Raw genomic sequence first — 21638 nt, forward strand, 5'->3', positions numbered from 1 at the left:
CCGACCACGCGTCGCCGGACTACACCCCGCTCACCAGGGCGGCCGACCGCCCGCGCCGCAGCTTGCCGGACGACGTCTTCGGGATGCTGCCCGGACCCAGCACGGCCACCGTCCTCGGTCGCACGCCGACCTCCGAGACCACCGCGTGCACCACCTCGTGCTCGATCCGCTTGACCTCCTCGGGGTCCTCATGGTCGTTGGTCTCCACCGCGACCGCGAAGGACTCCCGCTTCTGCCCCGCGTCGAGCCGCACCGCGACGGCGTTGCCCGGCCGGACCCCCCTGACGGTGCACGCGGCCCGCTCGATGTCGGTCGGGTAGACGTTGCGCCCGCCCATGATGATCACGTCCTTGACGCGCCCGCACACCACCATCAGGCCCTCCTCGGTGAAGTAGCCGACGTCCCCGGTGTTGAACCACCCTTCCGCGTCCCGCGCGGGCTTGTGCCCGTCCACCGTGAGGTAGCCGGGGGTCACCGACCCGCCCCTGAGCTCGATGATGCCGACCGCACGGCGTGGGAGCACCCGCCCGTCCTCACCGACGATGCGCCCCTCCAGGCCCGACACCAGCGGACCGAGCGTCGGGAGCCGGCGGGCATTGGCCCGGTCGGTCGGTACCGCAAGGCCGCCCGCCTCGAACAGGTCCGGGTCCACCAGGTCGAGCACCAATCCCTGCCCCGGCTGGGGCAGGGAGACCGCGAGGGTCACCTCCGCCATCCCGTACGTCGGCGCCAGCGCCGCCGGGTCCAGCCCGAATCGTGCCCCCGCCTCCGCGAGCGCGAGCATCGTGTCGGCGTCCACCGGCTCCGCACCGTTGAGCAGGCAGCGCACGGTCGACAGATCCACGACGCCGTCCCCGGCCTGCGCGAGCCGCCTGGCGAGCAGCGAGTAGGCGAAGTTCGGTGCGGCGGTGACCGTGCCCCGGTACCTGCCCATCAGTTCCGCCCACAACAGCGGCGAGGTGAGGAAGTCCATCGGGGTGATGCTGACGATCTCGGCACCGATCTGCATCGGCAGGGTGAGGAAACCGACCATGCCCATGTCGTGGAACAGCGGCAGCCAGCTCACCATCACGTCGTCGTCGACCGAGAACTTGATCCGGGAGAGCATCGCGCAAGAGTTCGTGTAGAAGTTCCCGTGCGTGATCTGCACAGCCTTGGGTGACCCCGTCGATCCCGACGTGAGCTGCTGCAACGCGATGTCGGATTCGGCGGTCTGCACCGGGTCGATATCGGGTCCCGCTCGCAGGTCCGCGATGGTGACGACCCTGATGCCCCGCTCCTCGAGGAGCGGCGCCGCCGCGTCGAAGGGTGCGCCGAGGATGACCGCCTTGGCCGCGATCATGCCGATGACCGTCTCGGTGTCCTCCGCCCAGACGGTCAGGTCCGTGCGCGGCGTCGGCTGGTGCAGCATGGTCACCGAGGCGCCACGCATCCAGATGGCCTGCACGGACGGCGCGATGTCCACGGGCTGACCGGCGAGGATCCCGATCGCATCGCCCGGGCCGATGCCCGTGTCCGCGAGCGCGCCCGCCATCGCGCGGGCGGCCGCGTGGATCTCGCTCCAGACCTGACGGCGCGGACTGTCCGGTTCCCCGGTCACGAGCCCATGGGGACTGTCCGCTGCGTTGGCATACATCTCATCGGTGAACCGGCTCATGACGCCCTCCTCCGCACGATGGAGGGACGAGGCGGCCGGGCGCGGTGCACGCCGCGCCGAGGGCCCCAGAGCCCTCACTGGTACTTCCGGAAACGCAGTTCGGCCGTTACTCCCGCAGGGCCACGGCCAGGTTCGGGGTGTACCCGAGCATAGGCGTCACCGGCACGGGTAACCTGGCATATTGGCGTTTCGCCACATTTCGTCCGTCTCATATCAGTAAGGAATCCCGGTGACCACCGAGCCCGCGTCGGCGTCCGCCTCCACCTCACCCGACGCCGCAGCGGAGGTCGCCTCAGCCGGGACCCCCGCGACGCCGAAGGGCCTGGCCGCCGAGGCCGCCCGGCGTCGGACCTTCGCTGTCATCTCGCACCCCGACGCCGGTAAGTCCACGCTCACCGAGGCACTCGCGTTGCACGCGAAGATGATCTCGGAGGCGGGCGCCGTGCACGGCAAGGCCGGTCGCCGCTCCACCGTCTCCGACTGGATGGAGATGGAGAAGGCCCGCGGCATCTCGGTTAGCTCGACCGCGCTGCAGTTCAACTACAAGTCCGCCGAGTCCGAGCCGAACGATCCGATCAGCGTCATCAACCTCGTCGACACCCCGGGTCACTCCGATTTCTCGGAGGACACCTACCGGGTGCTCACCGCCGTCGACGCCGCGGTCATGCTGATCGACGCAGCCAAGGGCCTCGAGCCGCAGACCCTCAAGCTGTTCCAGGTGTGTCGCCACCGCGGGATCCCGGTGATCACCGTGATCAACAAGTGGGACCGCCCCGGCCAGACCCCGCTGGAGCTGCTCGACGAGATCCACGAGCGGATCGGCCTTACCCCGACCCCCCTGTACTGGCCGGTTGGCATCGCGGGCGACTTCCGCGGCCTGCTGCGGCGCGGCGAGGACGGCGCCCCGCGGGAGTACATCAGGTTCACCCGCACCGCGGGCGGCGCCACGATCGCGCCCGAGGAGATCCTCGACGCCGACGCCGCCGCGGCCCGTGACGGCTCCGACTGGGACACCGCGGTCGAGGAGAGCGAGCTGCTCTCGGCCAGCGGACAGGACCACGACCAGGAGATGTTCCTGGCCGGGCAGACCTCCCCTGTCATCTTCGCCTCCGCGATGCTGAACTTCGGCGTCCGGCAGATCCTCGACACCCTGGTGGCGCTCGCGCCGGCTCCCGGCCCCCGCGACGACCTCAAGGGCGCCGCGCGGGAGGTCACCGATCCGTTCAGCGCGGTGGTCTTCAAGGTGCAGGCGGGCATGGACACGAGCCACCGAGACCGCTTGGCGTTCATGCGGATCGTCTCCGGCGTCTTCGAGCGCGGGATGGTCGTGACGCACGCCCAGACCGGCAAGCCCTTCACCACCAAGTACGCGCAGACCGTGTTCGGCCGCGAGCGCTCCACCGTCGAGTCCGCGTACCCGGGTGACGTCGTCGGCCTGGTGAACGCGACCGCCCTGGCACCCGGCCACACCCTGTTCACGGACAAGAAGGTGGAGTTCCCGCCGATCCCCTCGTTCGCGCCCGAGCACTTCTCGGTGCTGCGCGCGGAGAGCGCGAGCAAGTACAAGCAGTTCCGCCGCGCCGTGGAGCAGCTCGACTCCGAGGGCGTGGTCCAGGTGCTGCGCAACGACATTCGCGGCGACGCGGCGCCGGTGATGGCGGCCGTCGGCCCGATGCAGTTCGAGGTCGTGGCCGCGCGGATGAAGGCGGAGTTCTCGGTGGAGGCCCGGATGGAGGGCCTGCCGTACGCGCTGGCCCGCCGCACCGACGCCGAGTCGGCCACCGAGCTGGGCCGCCAGCGCGGGGTCGAGGTCTTCACCAGGTCCGACGGCGTGATGCTCGCCCTGATCAGCGACAAGTGGCGGCTGCAGTACCTGCAGAAGGAGCTTCCTGAGCTGACCCTCGAGCCGCTCGTCGCGACCGCCGACTAGCTCCGTGAATCCGCTGCTCACCCTGTTCGACGCGGAACTGCACCTCGGCGGGGCCACGATCCTGTGGCGCGAGATCCTCGGCAACACCTTCGGCATCGCCTCCGCGATCGGCGGGATGAAGCGCGTGGTCTGGGCGTGGCCGGTGGGCATCGCCGGAAATGCATTGCTGTTCACCGTGTTCATGGGCGCGCTGTTCCACACCCCACAGGAGCTGAACCTGTACGGCCAGGCCGGCCGCCAGCTGATGTTCATCACCGTGAGCGTGTACGGCTGGACGCAGTGGCTGCGGTCGCGGCACGAGTCCGGCCAGGCGGTGCTGCCGCGATGGGCGCCGCCGCGGGACCGGCTCCTGTTGGTCCTCGCGATGGCCGCGGGCACGGTGGCGTTCGCGCAGATCTTCGCCCGGCTCGGCTCCTACGGCCCGTGGGCGGAGGCCTGGATCTTCATGGGGTCGATGCTCGCCACCTACGGGATGGCCCGCGGGTGGACCGAGTTCTGGTTGATCTGGATCGGCGTCGACGTCGTCGGTGTTCCGCTGCTGCTCAAGGCCGGTTATTACCCGTCGGCGATCCTGTACCTGGTGTACGCGGGCTTCGTGGTCTGGGGCTTCGCGGTGTGGCTGCGGATCCAGCGTCGGACGACGCCCGTTCGGGTCTAACGAACCCCTAATGATTCGCTAACGGGCGCCGAGTTTTTCGTCCATACCTTGGGTCACGTCGAAGCCACCGGGGCTCCGACACGACCGAAGGAGTTCCCCATGCGCAAGTCCCTCAACACCGGCATCGTCCGCAAGCGTGCCGGGTTCGCGGCCGCCGGGCTGGCGGTCGCCGCCGCCGTCACGGTGCCCGGCGTGGCGTGGGCGAACGACGCCATCCCGCAGGGCGGGGCGGTCGCCGTCCAGGAGTCCGGCCCCGCGGTGGCAGGCGCACCGCTGGACGCGGCGACCTGTGCGGCCACGGCCGTCGAGCTCAGCCCGGAGGCGCTGCAGAAGATGATCGAGGACGGGACCGCGGTGCCCGCCGTCGCGACTGTCCCGGCGACCCCCGCGGGCGAGCCGGGACAGCCCCTCACGGACGTCCTGACCGAGGGGGTGCAGCGGTTGATCGCCGACGGGACCGCGATGCCCGCCGTCACCTCTGCCCCGGGGACCCCCGCAGGCGAGCCGGGACTGGCCCTCACGAAGGTGCTCACCGACGAGGAGGTGCAGAGGATGATCGCCGACGGCACGATCACGCGCGCCGTCCCGGCGGACGAACTGCCCGCGGATGCACAGATGCTGACCATTGAGATGGACGAGAGCGTCCCGGCCGGTGCCGTGACCGTGACTCGCGCCTGCTGAGGCACCCCGCGGCCACTGGCACCATGGATGCGGTGACCGACACCGCCCGCATCCTCGTCGTCGACGACGACCCCAAGGTCCTGGCCTCGCTGGAGCGGGGGCTCCGCCTGTCCGGTTTCCACACCGAGACCGCGACGGACGGGGCCTCTGCCCTGCGGGCCGTGTCCGACAAGCGCCCCGCCGCGATCGTCCTCGACGTCAACATGCCCGGACTCGACGGCGTCGGTGTGGTCACCGCGCTGCGGGCGATGGGCAACGAGGTGCCGATCTGCGTGCTCAGTGCGCGCAGCTCGGTCGGCGACCGGATCGCGGGCCTGGAGGCGGGCGCGGACGACTACCTGACCAAACCGTTCGAGCTCGGCGAACTGGTCGCCCGGCTGCGGGCGCTGCTCCGGCGGGCACCCAGGGCCGCGGCGCCCGCCGGGTTCGTCACGGTCGGGGCCCTCGAGGTGGATCTGCCGGGACGGCGCGCCCACGTCGCGGGCCGCAGGCTCGACCTGACCAAGCGCGAGTTCGACCTGCTCGGTGCGCTGGCCGAGAACGCGGGCGTCGTGCTCAGCCGCCCCCAGCTGCTCCGCCTGGTGTGGGGCTACGACTTCGACGCCGACACCAACGTGGTCGACGTCTTCGTCACGTATCTACGCAAGAAACTGGAGGCGAACTCGATGCCACGAGTCCTGCACACCGTCCGAGGCGTCGGGTTCGTCCTGCGAGCGCAGCCGTGAGGCGGTCGCTGTCGCTACGCGCGCGGGTCGCCATCGTGTCGGCGTTGTCCGCGGCCGTCGTCATCGTCGCGATCGGCGCCGCCATCGCGGTGTTCCTTCGGGTGAACGGCTCGGAGCAGATCGACCGGACACTCGACTCGGTGACGTTGTCGGCCCCGGCCAACACGGTCCCGGCCGACATAGTCGAGATGGCACCGGCCCTTCCGCTGCCTGCGGTCGTGTCCGGAGGGTCCGCAGAGGCCACCCCGGCCGAAGATGCGACCAGAACGGAGTTGCTGGCAGGTACCGCGGTCCGCATCCGCGACGTCGCGGTCCCCGGAGAACCGGGCGCCTTCCTGGCGTTGACCGTCCCCGAGGACCCGTTGACCCAGGCCATCCGGCAACAGCAGGTGGCGGTCGCCATCGCCGCCGTGGTGGCGATCGCGGCGGCGGGCGGGCTGGGCTGGCTGCTGGCCGGCCGGGCCGTGCGCCCGCTCCGACTGCTCGCCGACGCAACCCACGACATCGGCGACGATCCCCGGGCCGCGCGCCCGAGCGTGCGCGGCGCCAGGGAGGCCGAGGATCTGTCGGAGGCGATGGGTCACATGCTGGACCGGATCGCCGCCGCCCAGAAACGGACCGAGGAGGCGCTGGGATCCGCCCGCGACTTCGCCGCGGTGTCCGCGCACGAGCTGCGCACCCCGCTGACGTCGATGCGGACCGATCTCGAGGTGCTCTCGACCATGCGGCTCACCGGCGAGCAGCGTGACGAGATCCTGCGCGACCTGCTCTCCACCCAACGTCAGGTCGAGACCACCCTGACCGACCTCGAACGGCTTGCGGTCGGCGAGCTCTCCGACGTCGCCGACCACGAGCAGCTGGACCTGGCCGAGCTCGTCGACCGCTGCGTCCAGGCAGCCGAGCGCACCCACCCCGACCTGGACATCGACTTCTCGGCACCCGAACCCGTTGCGGTGCGCGGCATTCCGACCGGCCTGCGGCTGGTGCTCGACAACGCCATCACCAACTCGGTCCGGCACGGCGGGGCCGGACGGGTGCTCGTTTCCGTCCGCACCGACACCGACGGTGACGCCGTCATCACCGTCGACGACGACGGGAGCGGGGTGCCCGAGTCCGAGCGGGCGTCGATGTTCGAGCGATTCGTCCGCGGCACCGGCTCCGGCTCCGAGGGGTCCGGGCTGGGGCTCGCGCTGGTCGCCCAGCAGGCCGAACTACACGGCGGCACCGTGGAATTGGTGGACAGCCCGCTCGGCGGCGTCAGGCTGTCGCTGCGGCTCCCCCGCTCCGGCCCCGCCGAGTGTGCACCTACGGTCGCCGCCACTCGGGCGATGCCCCGGTAAGTGCACTCTCGACCGGCTGCGGTCAGATCCCGGCGCGCCTGACGAGGGCGTCGGTGATCGTCGGCGCGAAGTTGTCCAGGAACCGCAGCAGCTCCGCATAGGTCGGGAGCAGTTCGACCGGCCGGGTGCGGATCGCCGTGACCAGCCAGGACGCCGCGTCCTCGGGGGCGAGCGCGGGCATCGAGTCGTAGTCCTTGGTCGGGGCGATCATCGGGGTGCGGATCAGGGGGAAGTGAACGGTCGTCACGGACACCCCGCGACCCTCGAGCTCGGCGCCGAGGTCGCGCCCGAACGCGCTGACCGCGGACTTCGACGCGTGGTACGCCGCGAACTTGGGCATGACGCCACCCGGCACGCCCCAGGTGGCCACGTTGACCACGTGTCCCTGCCCTCGCTCGAGCATCTCCGGCAGCAGCGCGAGGGTGAGCCGCACCGGGCCGAAGTAGTTCAGGGCCATGGTGCGCTCGAAGTCGTGGAACCGGTCGAACGAGTCCTCGACCGGGCGGCGGATCGACCGGCCCGCGTTGTTGACGAGCACGTCGACGGGGCCGAACTCGTCGCGGACCAGGGTCCGGAGCCGGTCCACGTCGTCGGCATCGGTGAGGTCGCATGGCAGGGCGTGCGCGGTCCCGCCGTCGCCCACGATCTCGTCGCGCACGGCCTCGAGCGCCTCGGCGCCGCGCGCGACGAGAATCAGCTCGGCGCCCTCGGCGGCGAGGCGCCGTGCGGCCGCCTCCCCCACCCCGGACGACGCCCCGGTCAGCAGAATCCGCTTGCCCTCGATCCGGTGCTCGCGCATCGGCAGGATCTTCGCGGCGATCGCCCGGGCGGACGGGATCGGGCTCAGCGCCGCACGGGCGAGGATCTCGGTGATCACGATTGCTGGCTCCTCCGGTTGGGATGGCGGATTCGATGCTATCCGCGCGCCCCCGGACCCCGCCGAGTGTGCATCTGCCGGGCGTCGCCAGGGAAGGGACGACAGCAACTGCACACTCGGCGGGGCGGGCGGTGCTAGTCGAACAGCGCGGCGATCACGTCCCGGTCCACCTCGGCGAGGCTCGACGGCGACCAGGTCGGGTTGCGGTCCTTGTCGACCAGCACCGCGCGCACGCCCTCGGCGAAGTCGGGCCCGGCGGTCACCGGGCCGGTCAGCGCCAGCTCACGGTCGAGGCACCGCGACAGCCCGTCGTCCGCGCCGCGCCCGATCAGCTCCGCGGTGACGAAGGCGGCGGTCGGCGACACCGCGGTCAGCGCGGTCCTCGCCTGCGCCGTCCACTCGTCGTCCCCGGTCAGCCGGGCCAGCATGTCCGCCGGGGTGCCCTGCGCGAACACCTCGTCGATCTCCGCCTGCCGCGCGGCCAGCGGCGCGTCGGGGGCCTGCTCGCCGAACTTCTCCAGCGCCTCGGCGGCCGAGCCACCGCGGATCGCGTCGGCCAGCTCCGCCAACCGCTCGCTCGGCACGAAATGCGTCGCCAGCCCGAACGCGACAGCGTCACCCGCCGACGCCCTGGCGCCGGTGAGCCCGAGGTACATCCCTGCCGCGCCGGTCAGCCGCGGCAGGAAGTGGCTGGCTCCGATGTCGGGGAAGAACCCGATCGCGGTCTCCGGCATCGCCAGCACCGCCCGCTCGGTCACCACCCGGACCGAGCCGTGCACCGAGATGCCGAGCCCGCCGCCCATCGCGGCGCCGTCGATCAGCGAGATGTAGGGCTTCGGGTACTCGCCGATCAGCAGGTTGAGCCGGTACTCCTCGGCGAAGAACCCGTGCACGAACTCCCGATCGCCGCGCAGCACCGCCTCCCGCACGGCCTTGATGTCGCCGCCCGCGCAGAACGCCCGCTCGGAACCGCTGGTCACCAGGACCGTCTCGACCGCCGGATCGTCGCGCCAGCGCAGCAGCGGCTCGTACAGGTCGCGGATCATGCTCGGGTCGAGGGCGTTGAGCGCCTTCGGTCGGTCCAGCACGATCTCGCCGACGCCGCCTGCGACGTTGGTCCGGATGAAGCTCATGCACACTCCCGTTCAGGTGATCTCGCGGTCACGGCCACAGGGTGTCTGTCGACCACCCCGCGGACGGCCCGAGCCGCCGGTACCGCAACCGTTGGTGTCTGCGCCCCGGGTCGGCGAGCCAGAACTCCACGCTGTCCGGGACCAGGCACCAAGCCTGCCAGGCCGGCGCGACGGTGCCCGGATCGGCCTCGATCCGGGCGACCATCTCGGCGACCGCGCGGTCGTACTCGGCGGGATCCGCCAACACCTCGCTCTGCCTGCTGGCCGCGGCCACCGCGCGGGCGGTCACCGACCGTTCGACGTAGTCCCGCGCGCTCACCCCCGCCTCCCCCGGCTCGGCGCGGCCGCGCACCCGGACCTGCCTGCCGACTCCGGCCCAGTAGAAGGTCAGCGCCGCCGAGGGGTTCGCCGCCAGCTGACGCCCCTTCGGCGAGTCCACCGAGCCCGAGAACCACCAGCCCCGTTCGTCGACGTCCTTGAGGATGAGGACCCGGGCATCGACCCCGCCGTCGTCCTCCGTCGTGGACAGCACGGCGGACTGGGGTTCCGGCACTCCCGCCGCGATCGCGTCCTCGAGCCAGCGCAGGAACAACGGCGACGGGGTTGGCGTCGGGTCAAGGGCATCGGCCGCCACCGCGGTTGCCGTGAGGGCGGGCAGGGCGCGCAGCCACGCGCGGGTGTCGGCGAACGAGGACCGGGGCGTGATGTCGGGCACGCTCGAACCCTAGGCCCGACCGCGGGTCCGCGCACCGCGACGACACGCCACCGACCGAGAGGTCCTGGCGCCGAGCACGATTCGACCCGCGGGCCCCCGTCAGGCGGTGGCCTGGGTGGCGGACGGGGTCACCGAGAGCGCCCACCGACTCGAGGTGACCTGGAAGCTCGGGATGTCGGCGAGGGAGATGACCACCTCGTAGGTGCGCTCGTAGCCCGTGTGCGAGATGCGCCATCGTCCGTCCGCACCCCTGGCGTACCGGTCGTGATAGAAAGCCGCACCGCGCAGCAGCATCCCGTCCTCCGGGATGATCACCGTGTCCGAGAGCACCCAGACCCCGGACGCGGTGTCACCGTCCACGTCGATCTCGGGCTGCCCGGTCAGGTGCTCGGTCAGCACGTGCGGGGCGAGCGTGATCTCCATGAAGGAGACCAGCGCATCGCGATCCTCGAACCGGAGATGCTCGCCGTAGGTCGCCGTCGCGTCGGGCAACAGGGTGTCGCGGAACGTGGCCCAATCCTTGGTGTCCAGCGCGCGGGTGTACCGGTACTTGAGTCGGCAGATCTCGGCGACGGCCTCCAGATCCATGATGCACGCCTTCCATGACGGGACTCATGCACAGATACTGACCTGCATCGCAGACTAGTCGCCTTCGCCCGGCGAGGAGACCGGAATGGGTGAGCGCCGGTTCATTCCAGCTCGGCGGCCAACTCCATCCAGCGCTCCTCCGCGGCCTCCTTGTCGGCCAGCACCTGCCGCAGCTCCGCGTCGAGCGACTGCAACCGCTGCGGATCCGTGGCGGCCTCGACCAGCGCCGCGTGCAGCGTGGTCTCCCGCTCGTCGAGCTTGCTGACCTGACGCTCCAGCTTGCTCAGTTCCTTGCGGGCGGCCCGGTCCGCCGCGCCGTCGCGGGTCGCGGTCGGCGTCGTCACCGGCGCGGGCCCTGGAGCCGCGATCGCCACGACCTGCTCGCGCCGTCGCAGGTACTCCGCGATGCCGCCGGGCAGGTTGGTGAGCTTGCCGTCGCCGAACAGCGCCCAGGTGGAGTCGCAGAGCCGTTCGATCAGGAACCGGTCGTGACTGATCACGACCATCGTCCCCGCCCAGCCGTCGAGAATGTCCTCGAGCTGCTGGAGGGTGTCGATGTCCAGGTCGTTCGTCGGCTCGTCGAGCAAGAGCACGTTCGGCTCCGACATCAGCACCCGGGTGAGCTGCAGCCGACGGCGCTCGCCGCCGGACAGGTCGCCAACCGGGGTCCGTTGCCGGGCCGGGGTGAAGCCCAGCCGCTCGGCGAGCTGACCGGCCGAGACCTCACGGTCCCCGAGCACGATCCGCTCGGCGACATCCTTGACCGCCTCGAGCACCCGCATGTCGGTCGGCAGATCGTCGAGTTCCTGTCGGAGCCAACCGATCTTGACCGTCTTGCCCTCGATGCGCTTGCCCGTCGACGGCGCGATCTCGCCGGCAAGGGTGCGCAGCAGCGTGGTCTTGCCGGAGCCGTTGACGCCGACAAGGCCGATGCGCTCGCCCGGGGCCAGCCGCCAGGTCAGGTCGTGCACGAGCTCCCGACCGTCGGGGGTCGAGATGGTGGCGTTCTCGAGCTCGATGACGACCTTGCCGAGCCGACGCTGCGCGAACGAGGCCAGCGCGACGTTGTCGCGCGGCGGCGGCACATCGGCGATGAGCGCCTCGGCCGCCTCGATCCGGTAGCGCGGCTTGGAGGTCCGGGCCGGCGGGCCACGACGCAGCCAGGCCAGTTCCTTCCTGGCCAGGTTCCGACGCCGGTCCTCGGCCGCGTCCGCCTGCCTGGCCCGCTCGGCCCTGGCGAAGATCCAGTCGCCGTAGCCGCCCTCGTAGGTCTCGACATTGCCGCCGACGACCTCCCAGGTGCGGGTGGCGACGGTGTCGAGGAACCACCGGTCGTGGGTCACCACGACCAGGGCACTGCGCCTGCCGACGAGATGTTCGGCCAGCCACTGCACGCCCTCGACGTCGAGATGGTTGGTCGGCTCGTCGAGCACCAGCAGGTCGAGGTCCTGCACCAGCGCGGCCGCGAGCGCGACGCGGCGCCGCTCGCCGCCGGACAGCCCGTCGACCTTCGCTTCCAGGCCGACCGAGTCGACGCCGATGCCCGCGAGGATCGATCGGATCCGCGCGTCGCCCGCCCACTCGTGCTCGGCGACCCCGAGCGGGGCCAGCACCACGTCCGCGACGGTCGAGCCCGCGGGCAGCACGCCGCGCTGGGTGACCACCGCCATCCGCAGTCCGCCGACCCGGCTCACCCGGCCGGAGTCCGGCGGCTCGAGGCCTGCGAGCACCTCGAGCATGGTGGTCTTGCCGCCGCCGTTGAGGCCGACGACACCGATCCGCTCGCCCTCCTGGACGCCGAGCGACACCGAGTCGAGCAGCGGTTTGATCCCGAACGACTTCGAGACCTGTTCCAGATTGATCAGATTCGCCATCAGCGCTCCGTCTTGTCGTCGATCACGCGGGCACCGGGCACCGGTCCGTGGGCTGTTCGCACGGTCCGGCAGACGCCCGCGCCCGCCAGTTCCGCGCTGACCGCCACGGCCGCGTCGGCGTCCGCGCAGAGAAAGGCACAGGTGGGCCCCGAGCCCGAGACGATGCCGGCCAGGGCACCCGCGGCGGTGCCGGCCCGCAGGGTCCGGCGCAGCTCCGGCTTCAGGGACAGCGCCGCGGGCTGCAGGTCGTTGCCGAGCAGGGGCGCGAGCTGGTGGGGATCGCCGACGGCCAGCGCGTGCATCAGCTCGTCGGGGTCCCCGAGCCGGGGCGGGTCGCCCTCGGCCCGCAGCCGGTCCAGCTCGCGGAACACGTCCGGGGTCCGCAGCCCACCCTTGGCCAGCGCGAGAACCCAGTGAAAGGTGTTGCGGGACAGCACCGGCAGCAGTTTCTCCCCGCGACCGGTACCGATCGCGGTGCCGCCGCGCAGCGAGAACGGCACGTCGCTGCCGAGCCGGGCCGCGTACTCGTCCAGATCGACGCGCTCGAGGCCGAGCTCCCAGAGCTCGTCGAGGGCGACCAGCGTCGCCGCGGCGTCGGCGCTGCCGCCCGCCATGCCACCCGCGACCGGGATGCCCTTGGCGATCGTGATCGCGACCGCGGGGTCCCGGCCGGCCCGCTCGGCGAGCAGCTCGGCCGCCTGCCAGACCAGGTTGCGCCGGTCGGTCGGCACCACCCGCGCGCTCTCGCCGTGCACCGCGACCGAGAGCTCGTCCGCGTCGCTGACCTCGACGTCGTCGTGCAGCGAGAGCGCCTGGAAGACCGAGGTGAGCTCGTGATAGCCGTCTTCGCGCAGGTCACCGACGCCGAGGTGCAGATTGACCTTCGACGGTGCCCGGACGATCACCGGGCGAGGAACAGCGGACAGCACAAGGCACCAGCGTAGTGGAACAAATGCGGTCCGATGACCGCGCCGATGGGACGACCATGGTGGTGGACGCCGCCGACCCACCGAGGAGCCGAGATGACCGATCCCCGCGACCCCAACCAGCAGCGGACCGTGGTGCCGCGGCCCGCCGCCCTGCCCTACCTGTCCGTGCCCGACGCCCGCCGTGCGATCGAGTGGTACGCCGAGGCCTTCGGCGCCCGCGTCGACGGCGAGCCGGTGATGATGCCCGACGGCCGGGTCGGGCACTGCGAGCTGGCGATCGGCGAGGGCACGCTGTACCTGGCCGACGAGTTCCCGGAGATCGGCTTCACCGCGCCCAGCCCCGGCCGTTCCGGGGTGAGCCTGATGCTGCCGGTCACCGACACCGACGCCACCCTGGAGCGGGCGCGGGCGACGGGCGCGACCGTCGAACGCGAGCCGGCGACCGAGAACGGCCATCGCGGGGCCACCCTGGTGGACCCCTTCGGTCACCGGTGGATGCTGGCCGGGCCGATCGGGTGAGCCGGGCCTAGATGATCAGGGCCGCCACCGCCACGCAGGCGATGGTGAAGGCCCCGGTCAGCACGCCGGTGGTGCCGGACCCGGTCACCAGGACGGCCGACGCCGTGGCGGGAACGGCCGACCCCAGCGCGATGGCCACGGCGGAGCGGACCCGGTGGGGAGCGTGATCATCTGGAAACAGGGACTGGTCATGTGCGGTGAGCTGCATTGAATCGTCCTTTCCCTCTGCGGTTTCACAAACCGACGGCGCGCTCGAGCGCGGCGAGCTCGTCATCGAGGTATCCGAGTAGCGGTTGCAGCGGCGGGACACTGCGGCGGCAGCCGGTCAACCCGAACGCGATCTCGTCGTCGGTGCTGGTGCAGGTGATGTTCAGGGCCTGCCCGTCGACCGGGATCGACAGCGGGTAGAGCGCGCTCAGCCGGGCACCGTTCCAGTACAGGGGCGTCCCGGGGCCCGGCACATTGGAGACCATCACGTTCGCGGGGCGGATCGGCCCGCCGAGGCCGAACATGCCGAGCGCCAACGGGGCGACACCGAGCGCGCTGGTGGCCAGGACCTGCGCCGTGCTCATGGTGCGCATCGAGTCCTTCCCCTCGCGCATGGCGGTGCGCACCGTGTCGAGCCGGGCCGCCGGATCGTCGAGGTGCGTGGCGAGATTGCACATGAGCAGCCCGATCTCGTTGCCCGCCTTGGCCTCCGGCTGTTCACGCCGCAACGAGACCGGCACCATCGCGATCAGCGGGTCGGCGGGCAGCGCATCGAGTTCGTCCATATAGGCGCGCAGCGCGCCCGCGCACATCGCCAGCACCACGTCATTGATCGTGGCGTCGCCGCATTTCGCGACCAGCCGCAGCCGCTCGATCGGCCATGACTGCGCCGCGAACCGCCGAGCGCCCCCGATCGGCACGTTGAAGATGCTGCTTGGCGCGGCGAAGGAGAGCGAACCGCCGCGGTCGTTCCTTGCCCGGTCGACCGTGCCCGCGAGCGCGGGCAGGAGGCCGACGGCCTCGCCGACGGCGCCACGCGCGACGCGCAGGACCGCCGACGCCAGATCGAGGGGGCCACTCCTGGAGGGCTCGACCACGGCCCCGTCAGACACGTCCGGGACGAGCGTGAGCGCGGGACGCTCCCGCACCAGCGGCTCCCACGGGGCGGGCATCTCGCGGGCCTCCGGATCCTCGCTGAGCGCGCTGCGCAGCAGTTTCATCGCGGACACGCCGTCGGCAAGGGCGTGGTGGATCTTCGTGTACACCGCGAACCGGCCGTCCTCGAGTCCCTCGATCAGGTGCATCTCCCACAGCGGGCGGCTGCGGTCGAGCAGCCCGCCGTGCAGTCGGGACACCAGTTCGAGCAACTCCGTGAGCCCGCCGGGCGCCGGGAGCGCCTCGTGGCTGACGTGGTGGCCGAGGTCGATGTCGGAGTCGGTCTCCCAGCCCCACTGACCGAGCGAGGTCACCGATCGCCGCGCCCGCTTGCGCAGCAACGGCGACACCTCGCCCCTGGCGAAGGCCGCGTCGAGCATCGCCCGCACGTCCCGCGCGCCTGCGCCCTCCGGTGGCGTGAACAGCGCCAGACCCCCGACGTGCATCGGATGCTCTCGGGACTCGCCCAGCAAGAACATCGAGTCGGTCGGTGACATCGGCAGCAGCATGGACGCCTCTTTCCTGAAATCCCGTGCCCGGAACCGTGAGCGGCTCCGGTCCCCCGGGGACCTGTCATTCCGGCGTTCCAGGTGTGTCGCTTTCTCCCAGTTATTCTGTGAGAAAGATCACGAACCAGTAGCGCTTGAGACCCGTTCTACATCATTCGGAAATCGGAATCCACTTGAGCAAATGTCCAGGTCCAGGGCCTGTTGGACCCCCGCCAAGATCAACTTGATTTGGCACGCGGGAGCACAATCCATTCACCTGCAGATATCAAGATCATGTGTTCTCGCCAGGGAATCGATACTCGCCGTAACAGCATCTTTCTCAATATGAAAACTTCGCCTGCCAGTAACCCTACTCGTGAGTAAACAATTTCCTACTCACGAGTACGCGTTATACCTACTCGCCAGTATCAATCTTATTACCGGTTGGTAGTACCGATTCACCCTCCGGTCCCCACCGAGGACGAATCGAATCCCGCTGCACTGCAACGACATTGATCGATCCGCCGGCGCCGACGGACGCGACATGACAATGTCGGGGAAATACTGCATGCTTGCGTACCGGCAGGGTCGACTTGGGACGCCAGGCCGGGCGAGGATTACGCGTGACCGGATCGAATTCGCTCGCGCCTCGACTTCGTTTCCACACGAGGTTTCGGGTCCCAGCCGCACTCGGTCGGGCATGTCCCAGGCCAACCGGTCCGGACTGCACACCGCTCCGGCATCCTCATGGGGTTCGGGACGGGCGGACGGTCGCATGGGCGCGGCGCAGTCGACACACATATTCGAGAAACGGTGGGCGAGGATGTTCAAACGTGTAGCGGTGGTCAATCGGGGTGAGGCGGCGGTACGCCTGATCCGGGCAGTGCGCGAGCTCAATGCCGAGCACCCTTACGGCATCACGACGATCGCGCTGCACACGGAGGCCGAGCGTCGGGCGATGTTCGTCCGGCAGGCGGACGAGGGCGTCACCCTGCGACCGTCCACCACGGCCGCAACCCCCTACCTCGATCACGCCGAGCTCGAGCGCGCCCTGATCGAGGCCAGGGCCGACGCCGTCTGGGTCGGCTGGGGCTTCGTCGCCGAGGACCCGGCCTTCGCTGACCTCTGCGCCCGCCTCGGTATCACCTTCATCGGCCCCTCCGCCGACGCCATGCGCCTGCTCGGCGACAAGGTCGAGGCCAAGCTGCTCGCCGAGAAGGTCGGCGTCCCGGTCGCGCCGTGGTCCGGCGGCCCCGTCGAGACCCGCGCCGACGCCCGCAGGCACGCGCAGGCCATCGGCTACCCGCTGATCATCAAGGCCCGCTCCGGCGGCGGTGGCCGTGGCATCCGCAAGGTCTTCGCCGAGGACGAACTCGAGCTCGCCCTCGAGCGCACCCAGGGCGAGGCGGAGCGTTCCTTCGGCGACCCCGTCGTGTTCATCGAGCGCCTGGTCACCGAGGCCCGGCACGTCGAGGTGCAGGTCATCGCCGACGCGCACGGCAACGTCTGGGCCCCCGGCGTGCGGGACTGCTCCATCCAGCGCAAGAACCAGAAGGTCATCGAGGAGTCGGCTTCTCCCCTGCTGAGCAAGGAGCAGGCCGACCACCTGCGTGGCGTCTCCGCCGACCTGGTGCGCGCGGCCGGCTACTGCGGTGCCGCCACCGTCGAGTACCTGTACCAGCCCTCCCAGCAGGTCTTCACCTTCCTCGAGGTCAACACCCGACTGCAGGTCGAGCACCCGATCACCGAGGCCACCACCGGCATCGACCTGGTCAAGCTGCAGATCCAGGTGGCAGGCGGCGACCCGCTGGTCGGTGACTGCCCGCCCGAGTTCGGCCACGCCGTCGAGGCCCGGCTCAACGCCGAGGACGCCGACAACGGCTTCGCCCCTGCGCCCGGCACCGTGCGCCTGCTCAAGTTCCCGCTCGGCTCCGGACTGCGCGTGGACACCGGCATCGCCCAGGGCGATGTCATCCCGCCCGACTACGACTCCATGGTCGCCAAGGTCATCGCCTGGGGCCGGGACCGGTCCGAGGCCCTCGCCCGGCTGCGCACCGCGCTGCGCGAGACCACCGTCGTCCTCGACGGCGGCACCACCACCAAGTCGTTCCTGCTTGACCTGCTGGACCGCGAGGAGGTGATCACCGCCAGCGCGGACACCGGATGGCTCGACCGCACCGGCGCGGGCACCGCGAACGGCCCGACGCCCGCCGCCGCCGTGGCGCTGCTGGCCACCGCCGTCGGCGTGTACGACGCCGAGGAGGCCCACGAGCGCGGCGCGTTCCTCGCCGCCGCCCGCGGCGGCAGGCCGCGCGCCAAGCACAACGTCGGCCGACCCGTCGAACTCAGCTACCAGGGCCAGGCCTACCAGCTCGTGGTCGGTCAGATCGGACCGCACCGCTACCGGATCGACGGCGACAGCGGCGAGATCGAGGTCGACGTCGACCGGCTCAGCGAGTTCGAGAGCCGGATCGTGGTCGGCGGCCGCCGGTTCCACATCGTCTCGGTGACCGGCCCCGCCCATCACCTCGTCGAGGTCGACGGCATCAGCCACCAGATCAGCCAGGACGAGGCGGGCGTCGTGCGCGCCCCCTCGCCCGCCGTGGTGGTCGCCCTCCCGGTCGCCGTCGGCGACGAGGTGGAGGCCGGCGACACCCTCGTGGTGCTCGAGGCGATGAAGATGGAGACCGCGATCCGGGCTCCATACGCGGGCACCGTCCGCGAGGTGCTGGCCGTGGTCAACGCCCAGGTGGACGCGGGCGCGCCGCTGCTGCGCGTCGATCAGGTCGCCGAGGAGACGGTGACCACCCAGGCCCCGCGGGTCGAGTTCGTCGCCCCCGAGACCCGCGACCGCGACGACCTCACCGAGGCGCTGGCGCGGCTCGACGCGCTGAGCGCGATGATCACCGGATTCGACGTCGACGCCGCCCGCTCGCGCGCGCTGCTGGCCGAGTACCTCGCCCTGCGCGAGTCGCTCCCCGAGTCCGACAACACCCTCGTCGCCGCCGAGCTGAACCTGATGACCACGTTCGCGGACCTGTGCGAGCTCTCACGCAACCGGCCGACCGTCGACGAGGAGGACACCGTCGAGCGGGTGCACAGCCCGCGCGAGCACTTCCACTCATTCCTGCAGTCGCTCGACGTCGACGTCCACGGGATGCCGGACTCGTTCCGCGCCAAGCTCTCCCGATCGCTGCGTCATTACGACGTCAACGATCTCGAGCGCACGCTGGAGCTCGAGGAGGCCGTCTACCGGATCTTCGTCGCGCAGCAGCGGATGGAGACCCAGGTCCCGATCGTCGCGGGCCTGCTCGCGCAGTGGCTGCACGACGGCCGCGTCTGCACGGACAACTACCCCGCCCTGGCTGAGGTGCTCGACCGACTCGTCCTCGCCACCCAGCTGCGCTACCCGGTCGTCGGCGACGTCGCCCGCAACCTGCAGTTCCGGATCTTCGACGAGCCGGCGATCCGCAAGGCCCGCGAGCAGGTCTACGACGGCGTGCGGGGCAGCCTGCAGTACCTCGCGGAGCGTCCGGGCGCGGTCGACCGCGCGGAGCGGATCGACGCGCTGGTGGACACGCCGGAGCCGCTGGTCGGTCTCCTCGCCGACCCGCTGTCGCTGCCGGGCGACCTGCTGGAGGTCGTCACCCGGCAGTACTACAAGATTCGCGGCCTGCACGACGTCAAGGCCCTCGACGGTCACGGCTTGCCCTGCGTCACGGGCACTTTCGAGCTCTCGGGTGAACAGCTGAACCTGGTCTCGGTCGCCGCCGAGCGGGACCGCCTCGACGAGGCGCTCGCCGCCGTCGACGCCGCGGTCGGGCCTGCCCCGGTCAACCAGGTCATCGACCTCTACCTCGTCTGGCCGGACGCACCCGCGGACGGCGACGCCCTCGCGGAGTCGCTGCGCACGGTGTTGCGGGAACACGGCGCAGCGGCGTCCTGGCGCCGCATCACGGTCACGGTGGCGACCCCCGGCGACATCACGGCGCAGCGCGTCGTGACGTTCCGGCCCGCGGCCGAGCCGGATTCGGGGCTGGTCGAGGACAAGATCATCCGCGACATGCACCCGCTCACCGCTCAGCGCCTGAACATGTGGCGGCTCAAGAACTTCGACGGCACCCGCCTGCCCGCCCCGGCGGACACCTACCTGTACCGCCTCGTCGCCAAGGAGAACCAGACCGACGAGCGGCTGATCGCGATGGCGCAGGTGCGGGACCTGACGCTGCAGCTCGACGCGGACGGCGAGATCGCCGCCGCGCCCGCCATCGAGCGGGCCGTCGTGGCCTGCCTCGACGGCATCCGCCGGGTCCAGGCCGAGCGCGGCAGCAAGCGCATCGAGAACAACCGCGTTGTGCTCTACGTGTGGCCGAAGTTCGAGGTGTCGGCCGACCGGATCGCCAGGATCGCGCAGCACGTCGCGCCGCTGACCGTTGGCGCCGGACTCGAGCAGCTCACCATCATCGGTCGCCTGCAGGAGACGCCCAACGGGGCGCCTCGTCAGGTGGCGGTTCGGTTCTCGTACCGTTCGGGCGCGGGCCTGCAGGTTGCCGTCACCGAGCCGCCGACCGAGCCGCTCAAGCCGTTGGACGCGTACACGCAGAAGGTGCAGCGTTCCAAGGCGCGCGGCACCGTGTACCCCTACGAGCTGATCCCCGCCTTGTCGGCCGGCGGCACGTTCGTCGAGTACGACCTCGACGAGTCCGGCGTGCTGGTCCCGGTCGACCGCCCCCACGGACGGAACTCCGCGGGCATCATCGTCGGCCTGGTGACCACGCCCACCCAACGGCATCCCGAGGGCATGACCCGCGTCGCGCTGTTCGGTGATCCGACGAAGGCGCTGGGCACCGTGGCCGAGGCCGAGTGCTCCCGGGTGGTCGCCGCGATCGACATGGCGGAGCGTCTCGGCGTGCCCGTCGAGTGGTTCGCTCTCTCCTCCGGCGCCACCATCTCGATGGAGTCCGGCACCGAGAACATGGACTGGGTCTCACGCGGGCTGCGCCGGATCATCACGTTCACCCAGAACGGCGGCGAGATCAACGTCATCGTCGCCGGAATCAACGTCGGCGCCCAGCCCTACTGGAACGCCGAGGCGACGATGTTGATGCACACCAAGGGCATCCTGGTGATGACCCCGGACAGCGCGATGGTGCTGACCGGCAAGCAGTCGCTCGACTACTCGGGTGGTGTCTCCGCGGAGGACAACTTCGGCATCGGCGGCTACGACCGGGTGATGGGCCCGAACGGCCAGGCGCAGTACTGGGCGCCGAACCTGACGGCGGCCATCGGCGTCCTGTTCACGCACTACGAGCACTCGTACCTCGCTGCGGGCGAACGATTCCCGCGCAAGGTCGAGTCCACGGACCCGATCGACCGCGACGTTCGCACCTTCCCGCACGTGCACCCGTCGAGCGAGTTCACCACCGTCGGCGAGATCTTCTCGGCGGAGACCAACCCGGACCGCAAGAAGCCCTTCGACATCCGGACCGTGATGCGCTCCGTGGTCGACCAGGACCACGCGGTGCTCGAACGGTGGGCCGACATGGCCGACGCCGACACCTCCGTGGTGTTCGACGCCCACCTCGGTGGCAACGCGGTGACCGTGATCGGCATCGAGTCGCGCGCCATCGCCCGCAAGGGCTGGTTCCCGACCGACGGACCCGACCAGTGGACGTCCGGCACCTTGTTCCCGCGCTCGTCGAAGAAGACGGCCCGCGCGATCAACGCGGCCAGCGGCAATCGCCCGGTCGTGGTGCTGGCGAACCTGTCCGGCTTCGACGGCTCCCCGGAGTCGCTGCGGAACCTGCAGCTCGAGTACGGCGCCGAGATCGGCCGTGCCATCGTGAACTTCGACGGACCGATCGTGTTCGTGGTGGTCTCGCGGTACCACGGCGGCGCGTTCGTGGTGTTCTCCGGCGCGCTGAACGAGAACATGGAGGTGCTCGCGGTGGAGGGCTCCTTCGCCTCGGTGCTCGGCGGCGCACCCGCCGCGGCCGTCGTCTTCACCCGCGAGGTGAACACCCGCACCGCAGCGGATCCCGCGGTCCGTGACCTCGAGGCCCGCCTGGCCGAGACGGACGACAACGCCGAACGCACCCGCCTGCGGGTCGAGCTCGCCGCCGAGCGCTCCGCGGTCCGGTCGTCGAAGCTCGGCGAGGTGGCCGCCGAATTCGAGGCGATCCACAACATCGAGCGGGCCCGCGAGGTCGGCTCGGTGCATGCGATCGTCCCGGCGGCCGAGCTGCGTCCGCGCCTGGTCGACGCGGTGGAGCGGGGCATGGGCAAGGCTCTGAACTCGGTGTAGGGATCGATCTGTGACAGCAGTGGGCGCCGCCGGAACGATTCCGGCGGCGCCCATTTGTTGCTGCGGCCCGAAGCGGT

At 70.9% G+C, this 21638-nt stretch carries 16 protein-coding genes; 7 read left to right on the forward strand and 9 right to left on the reverse strand.

Annotated features, from left to right (window positions below; translation table 11 throughout):
* Positions 1-19: 19 nt before the first annotated feature.
* Positions 20-1657: a fatty acyl-AMP ligase gene (locus tag BR31_RS0111520; RefSeq protein WP_027501095.1), complete on the reverse strand. Its 1638-nt coding sequence runs from the start codon at positions 1655-1657 to the stop codon at positions 20-22.
* A 229-nt stretch (positions 1658-1886) separates the two neighbouring features.
* Here BR31_RS0111520 and BR31_RS0111525 point away from each other — a divergent pair, with 229 nt between their 5' ends.
* The 5 genes from BR31_RS0111525 (at position 1887) to BR31_RS28305 (ending at position 6991) form a co-directional block, all read left to right on the forward strand.
* Positions 1887-3587: a peptide chain release factor 3 gene (locus BR31_RS0111525; RefSeq protein WP_027501096.1), complete on the forward strand. Its 1701-nt coding sequence runs from the start codon at positions 1887-1889 to the stop codon at positions 3585-3587.
* 4 nt (positions 3588-3591) lie between these two features.
* Positions 3592-4245 (forward strand): nicotinamide riboside transporter PnuC, encoded by a 654-nt coding sequence (pnuC, locus tag BR31_RS0111530; RefSeq protein ID WP_027501097.1) that lies wholly within the window; start codon positions 3592-3594, stop codon positions 4243-4245.
* A 99-nt stretch (positions 4246-4344) separates the two neighbouring features.
* Positions 4345-4926, forward strand: coding sequence for a hypothetical protein (locus BR31_RS0111535; RefSeq protein ID WP_027501098.1), 582 nt, complete (start codon positions 4345-4347; stop codon positions 4924-4926).
* A gap of 23 nt (positions 4927-4949) precedes the next feature.
* Positions 4950-5651 (forward strand): response regulator transcription factor, encoded by a 702-nt coding sequence (locus tag BR31_RS0111540; RefSeq protein ID WP_027501099.1) that lies wholly within the window; start codon positions 4950-4952, stop codon positions 5649-5651.
* Positions 5648-6991 (forward strand): HAMP domain-containing sensor histidine kinase, encoded by a 1344-nt coding sequence (locus BR31_RS28305; RefSeq protein WP_051637312.1) that lies wholly within the window; start codon positions 5648-5650, stop codon positions 6989-6991. The genes BR31_RS0111540 and BR31_RS28305 overlap by 4 nt, the downstream gene beginning before the upstream one ends.
* A gap of 22 nt (positions 6992-7013) precedes the next feature.
* Here BR31_RS28305 and BR31_RS0111550 read toward each other — a convergent pair whose 3' ends face one another.
* From BR31_RS0111550 to BR31_RS0111575, 6 genes are all read right to left on the reverse strand, one after another.
* Positions 7014-7871: an SDR family oxidoreductase gene (locus BR31_RS0111550; protein WP_442970209.1), complete on the reverse strand. Its 858-nt coding sequence runs from the start codon at positions 7869-7871 to the stop codon at positions 7014-7016.
* A 131-nt stretch (positions 7872-8002) separates the two neighbouring features.
* Positions 8003-9007, reverse strand: a complete 1005-nt coding sequence (locus BR31_RS0111555; RefSeq protein WP_156042444.1) for an enoyl-CoA hydratase/isomerase family protein — start codon at positions 9005-9007, stop codon at positions 8003-8005.
* 22 nt (positions 9008-9029) lie between these two features.
* Complete coding sequence (locus tag BR31_RS0111560) at positions 9030-9716, reverse strand: pyridoxine/pyridoxamine 5'-phosphate oxidase (protein WP_027501102.1); 687 nt, start codon at positions 9714-9716, stop codon at positions 9030-9032.
* A gap of 99 nt (positions 9717-9815) precedes the next feature.
* Positions 9816-10304, reverse strand: a complete 489-nt coding sequence (locus BR31_RS0111565; protein WP_027501103.1) for a nuclear transport factor 2 family protein — start codon at positions 10302-10304, stop codon at positions 9816-9818.
* A 101-nt stretch (positions 10305-10405) separates the two neighbouring features.
* A complete protein-coding gene (locus BR31_RS0111570; RefSeq protein WP_027501104.1) occupies positions 10406-12178 on the reverse strand; it encodes an ABC-F family ATP-binding cassette domain-containing protein in 1773 nt (590 codons plus the stop codon).
* The gene (locus BR31_RS0111575; protein ID WP_027501105.1) at positions 12178-13107 is read right to left on the reverse strand and encodes a 4-(cytidine 5'-diphospho)-2-C-methyl-D-erythritol kinase; all 930 of its coding nucleotides are present in this window, start codon (positions 13105-13107) and stop codon (positions 12178-12180) included. Before BR31_RS0111575 ends, BR31_RS0111570 begins: the two co-directional genes overlap by 1 nt.
* Before the next feature lie 93 nt (positions 13108-13200).
* Here BR31_RS0111575 and BR31_RS0111580 point away from each other — a divergent pair, with 93 nt between their 5' ends.
* The gene (locus BR31_RS0111580) at positions 13201-13626 is read left to right on the forward strand and encodes a VOC family protein (RefSeq protein WP_051637313.1); all 426 of its coding nucleotides are present in this window, start codon (positions 13201-13203) and stop codon (positions 13624-13626) included.
* A gap of 7 nt (positions 13627-13633) precedes the next feature.
* Here the strand turns inward: BR31_RS0111580 and BR31_RS0111585 are convergent, their stop codons facing one another.
* Positions 13634-13834, reverse strand: coding sequence for a hypothetical protein (locus BR31_RS0111585; protein WP_027501107.1), 201 nt, complete (start codon positions 13832-13834; stop codon positions 13634-13636).
* Positions 13835-13859: 25 nt separating this feature from the next.
* Positions 13860-15278, reverse strand: a complete 1419-nt coding sequence (locus tag BR31_RS0111590; protein ID WP_027501108.1) for a WS/DGAT/MGAT family O-acyltransferase — start codon at positions 15276-15278, stop codon at positions 13860-13862.
* A gap of 802 nt (positions 15279-16080) precedes the next feature.
* Here BR31_RS0111590 and BR31_RS0111595 point away from each other — a divergent pair.
* Positions 16081-21561: an ATP-binding protein gene (locus BR31_RS0111595; RefSeq protein ID WP_027501109.1), complete on the forward strand. Its 5481-nt coding sequence runs from the start codon at positions 16081-16083 to the stop codon at positions 21559-21561.
* Positions 21562-21638 lie beyond the last annotated feature (77 nt).

Origin of the sequence: Rhodococcus sp. UNC363MFTsu5.1 (assembly GCF_000686785.1) — a bacterium.
Classification (GTDB): domain Bacteria; phylum Actinomycetota; class Actinomycetes; order Mycobacteriales; family Mycobacteriaceae; genus Rhodococcus_G; species Rhodococcus_G maanshanensis.

What these genes read in the sequence shown, in the direction of transcription:
- BR31_RS0111520 (WP_027501095.1), bottom strand. Translation starts at nt 1,657, where the DNA reads ATGAGCCGGTTCACCGATGAGATGTATGCCAACGCAGCGGACAGTCCC.
- BR31_RS0111535 (WP_027501098.1), top strand. Translation starts at nt 4,345, where the DNA reads ATGCGCAAGTCCCTCAACACCGGCATCGTCCGCAAGCGTGCCGGGTTC.
- BR31_RS0111540 (WP_027501099.1), top strand. Translation starts at nt 4,950, where the DNA reads ATGGATGCGGTGACCGACACCGCCCGCATCCTCGTCGTCGACGACGAC.
- BR31_RS0111565 (WP_027501103.1), bottom strand. Translation starts at nt 10,304, where the DNA reads ATGGATCTGGAGGCCGTCGCCGAGATCTGCCGACTCAAGTACCGGTAC.
- BR31_RS0111570 (WP_027501104.1), bottom strand. Translation starts at nt 12,178, where the DNA reads ATGGCGAATCTGATCAATCTGGAACAGGTCTCGAAGTCGTTCGGGATC.
- BR31_RS0111580 (WP_051637313.1), top strand. Translation starts at nt 13,201, where the DNA reads ATGACCGATCCCCGCGACCCCAACCAGCAGCGGACCGTGGTGCCGCGG.
- BR31_RS0111585 (WP_027501107.1), bottom strand. Translation starts at nt 13,834, where the DNA reads ATGCAGCTCACCGCACATGACCAGTCCCTGTTTCCAGATGATCACGCT.
- BR31_RS0111590 (WP_027501108.1), bottom strand. Translation starts at nt 15,278, where the DNA reads ATGCTGCTGCCGATGTCACCGACCGACTCGATGTTCTTGCTGGGCGAG.
- BR31_RS0111595 (WP_027501109.1), top strand. Translation starts at nt 16,081, where the DNA reads ATGTTCAAACGTGTAGCGGTGGTCAATCGGGGTGAGGCGGCGGTACGC.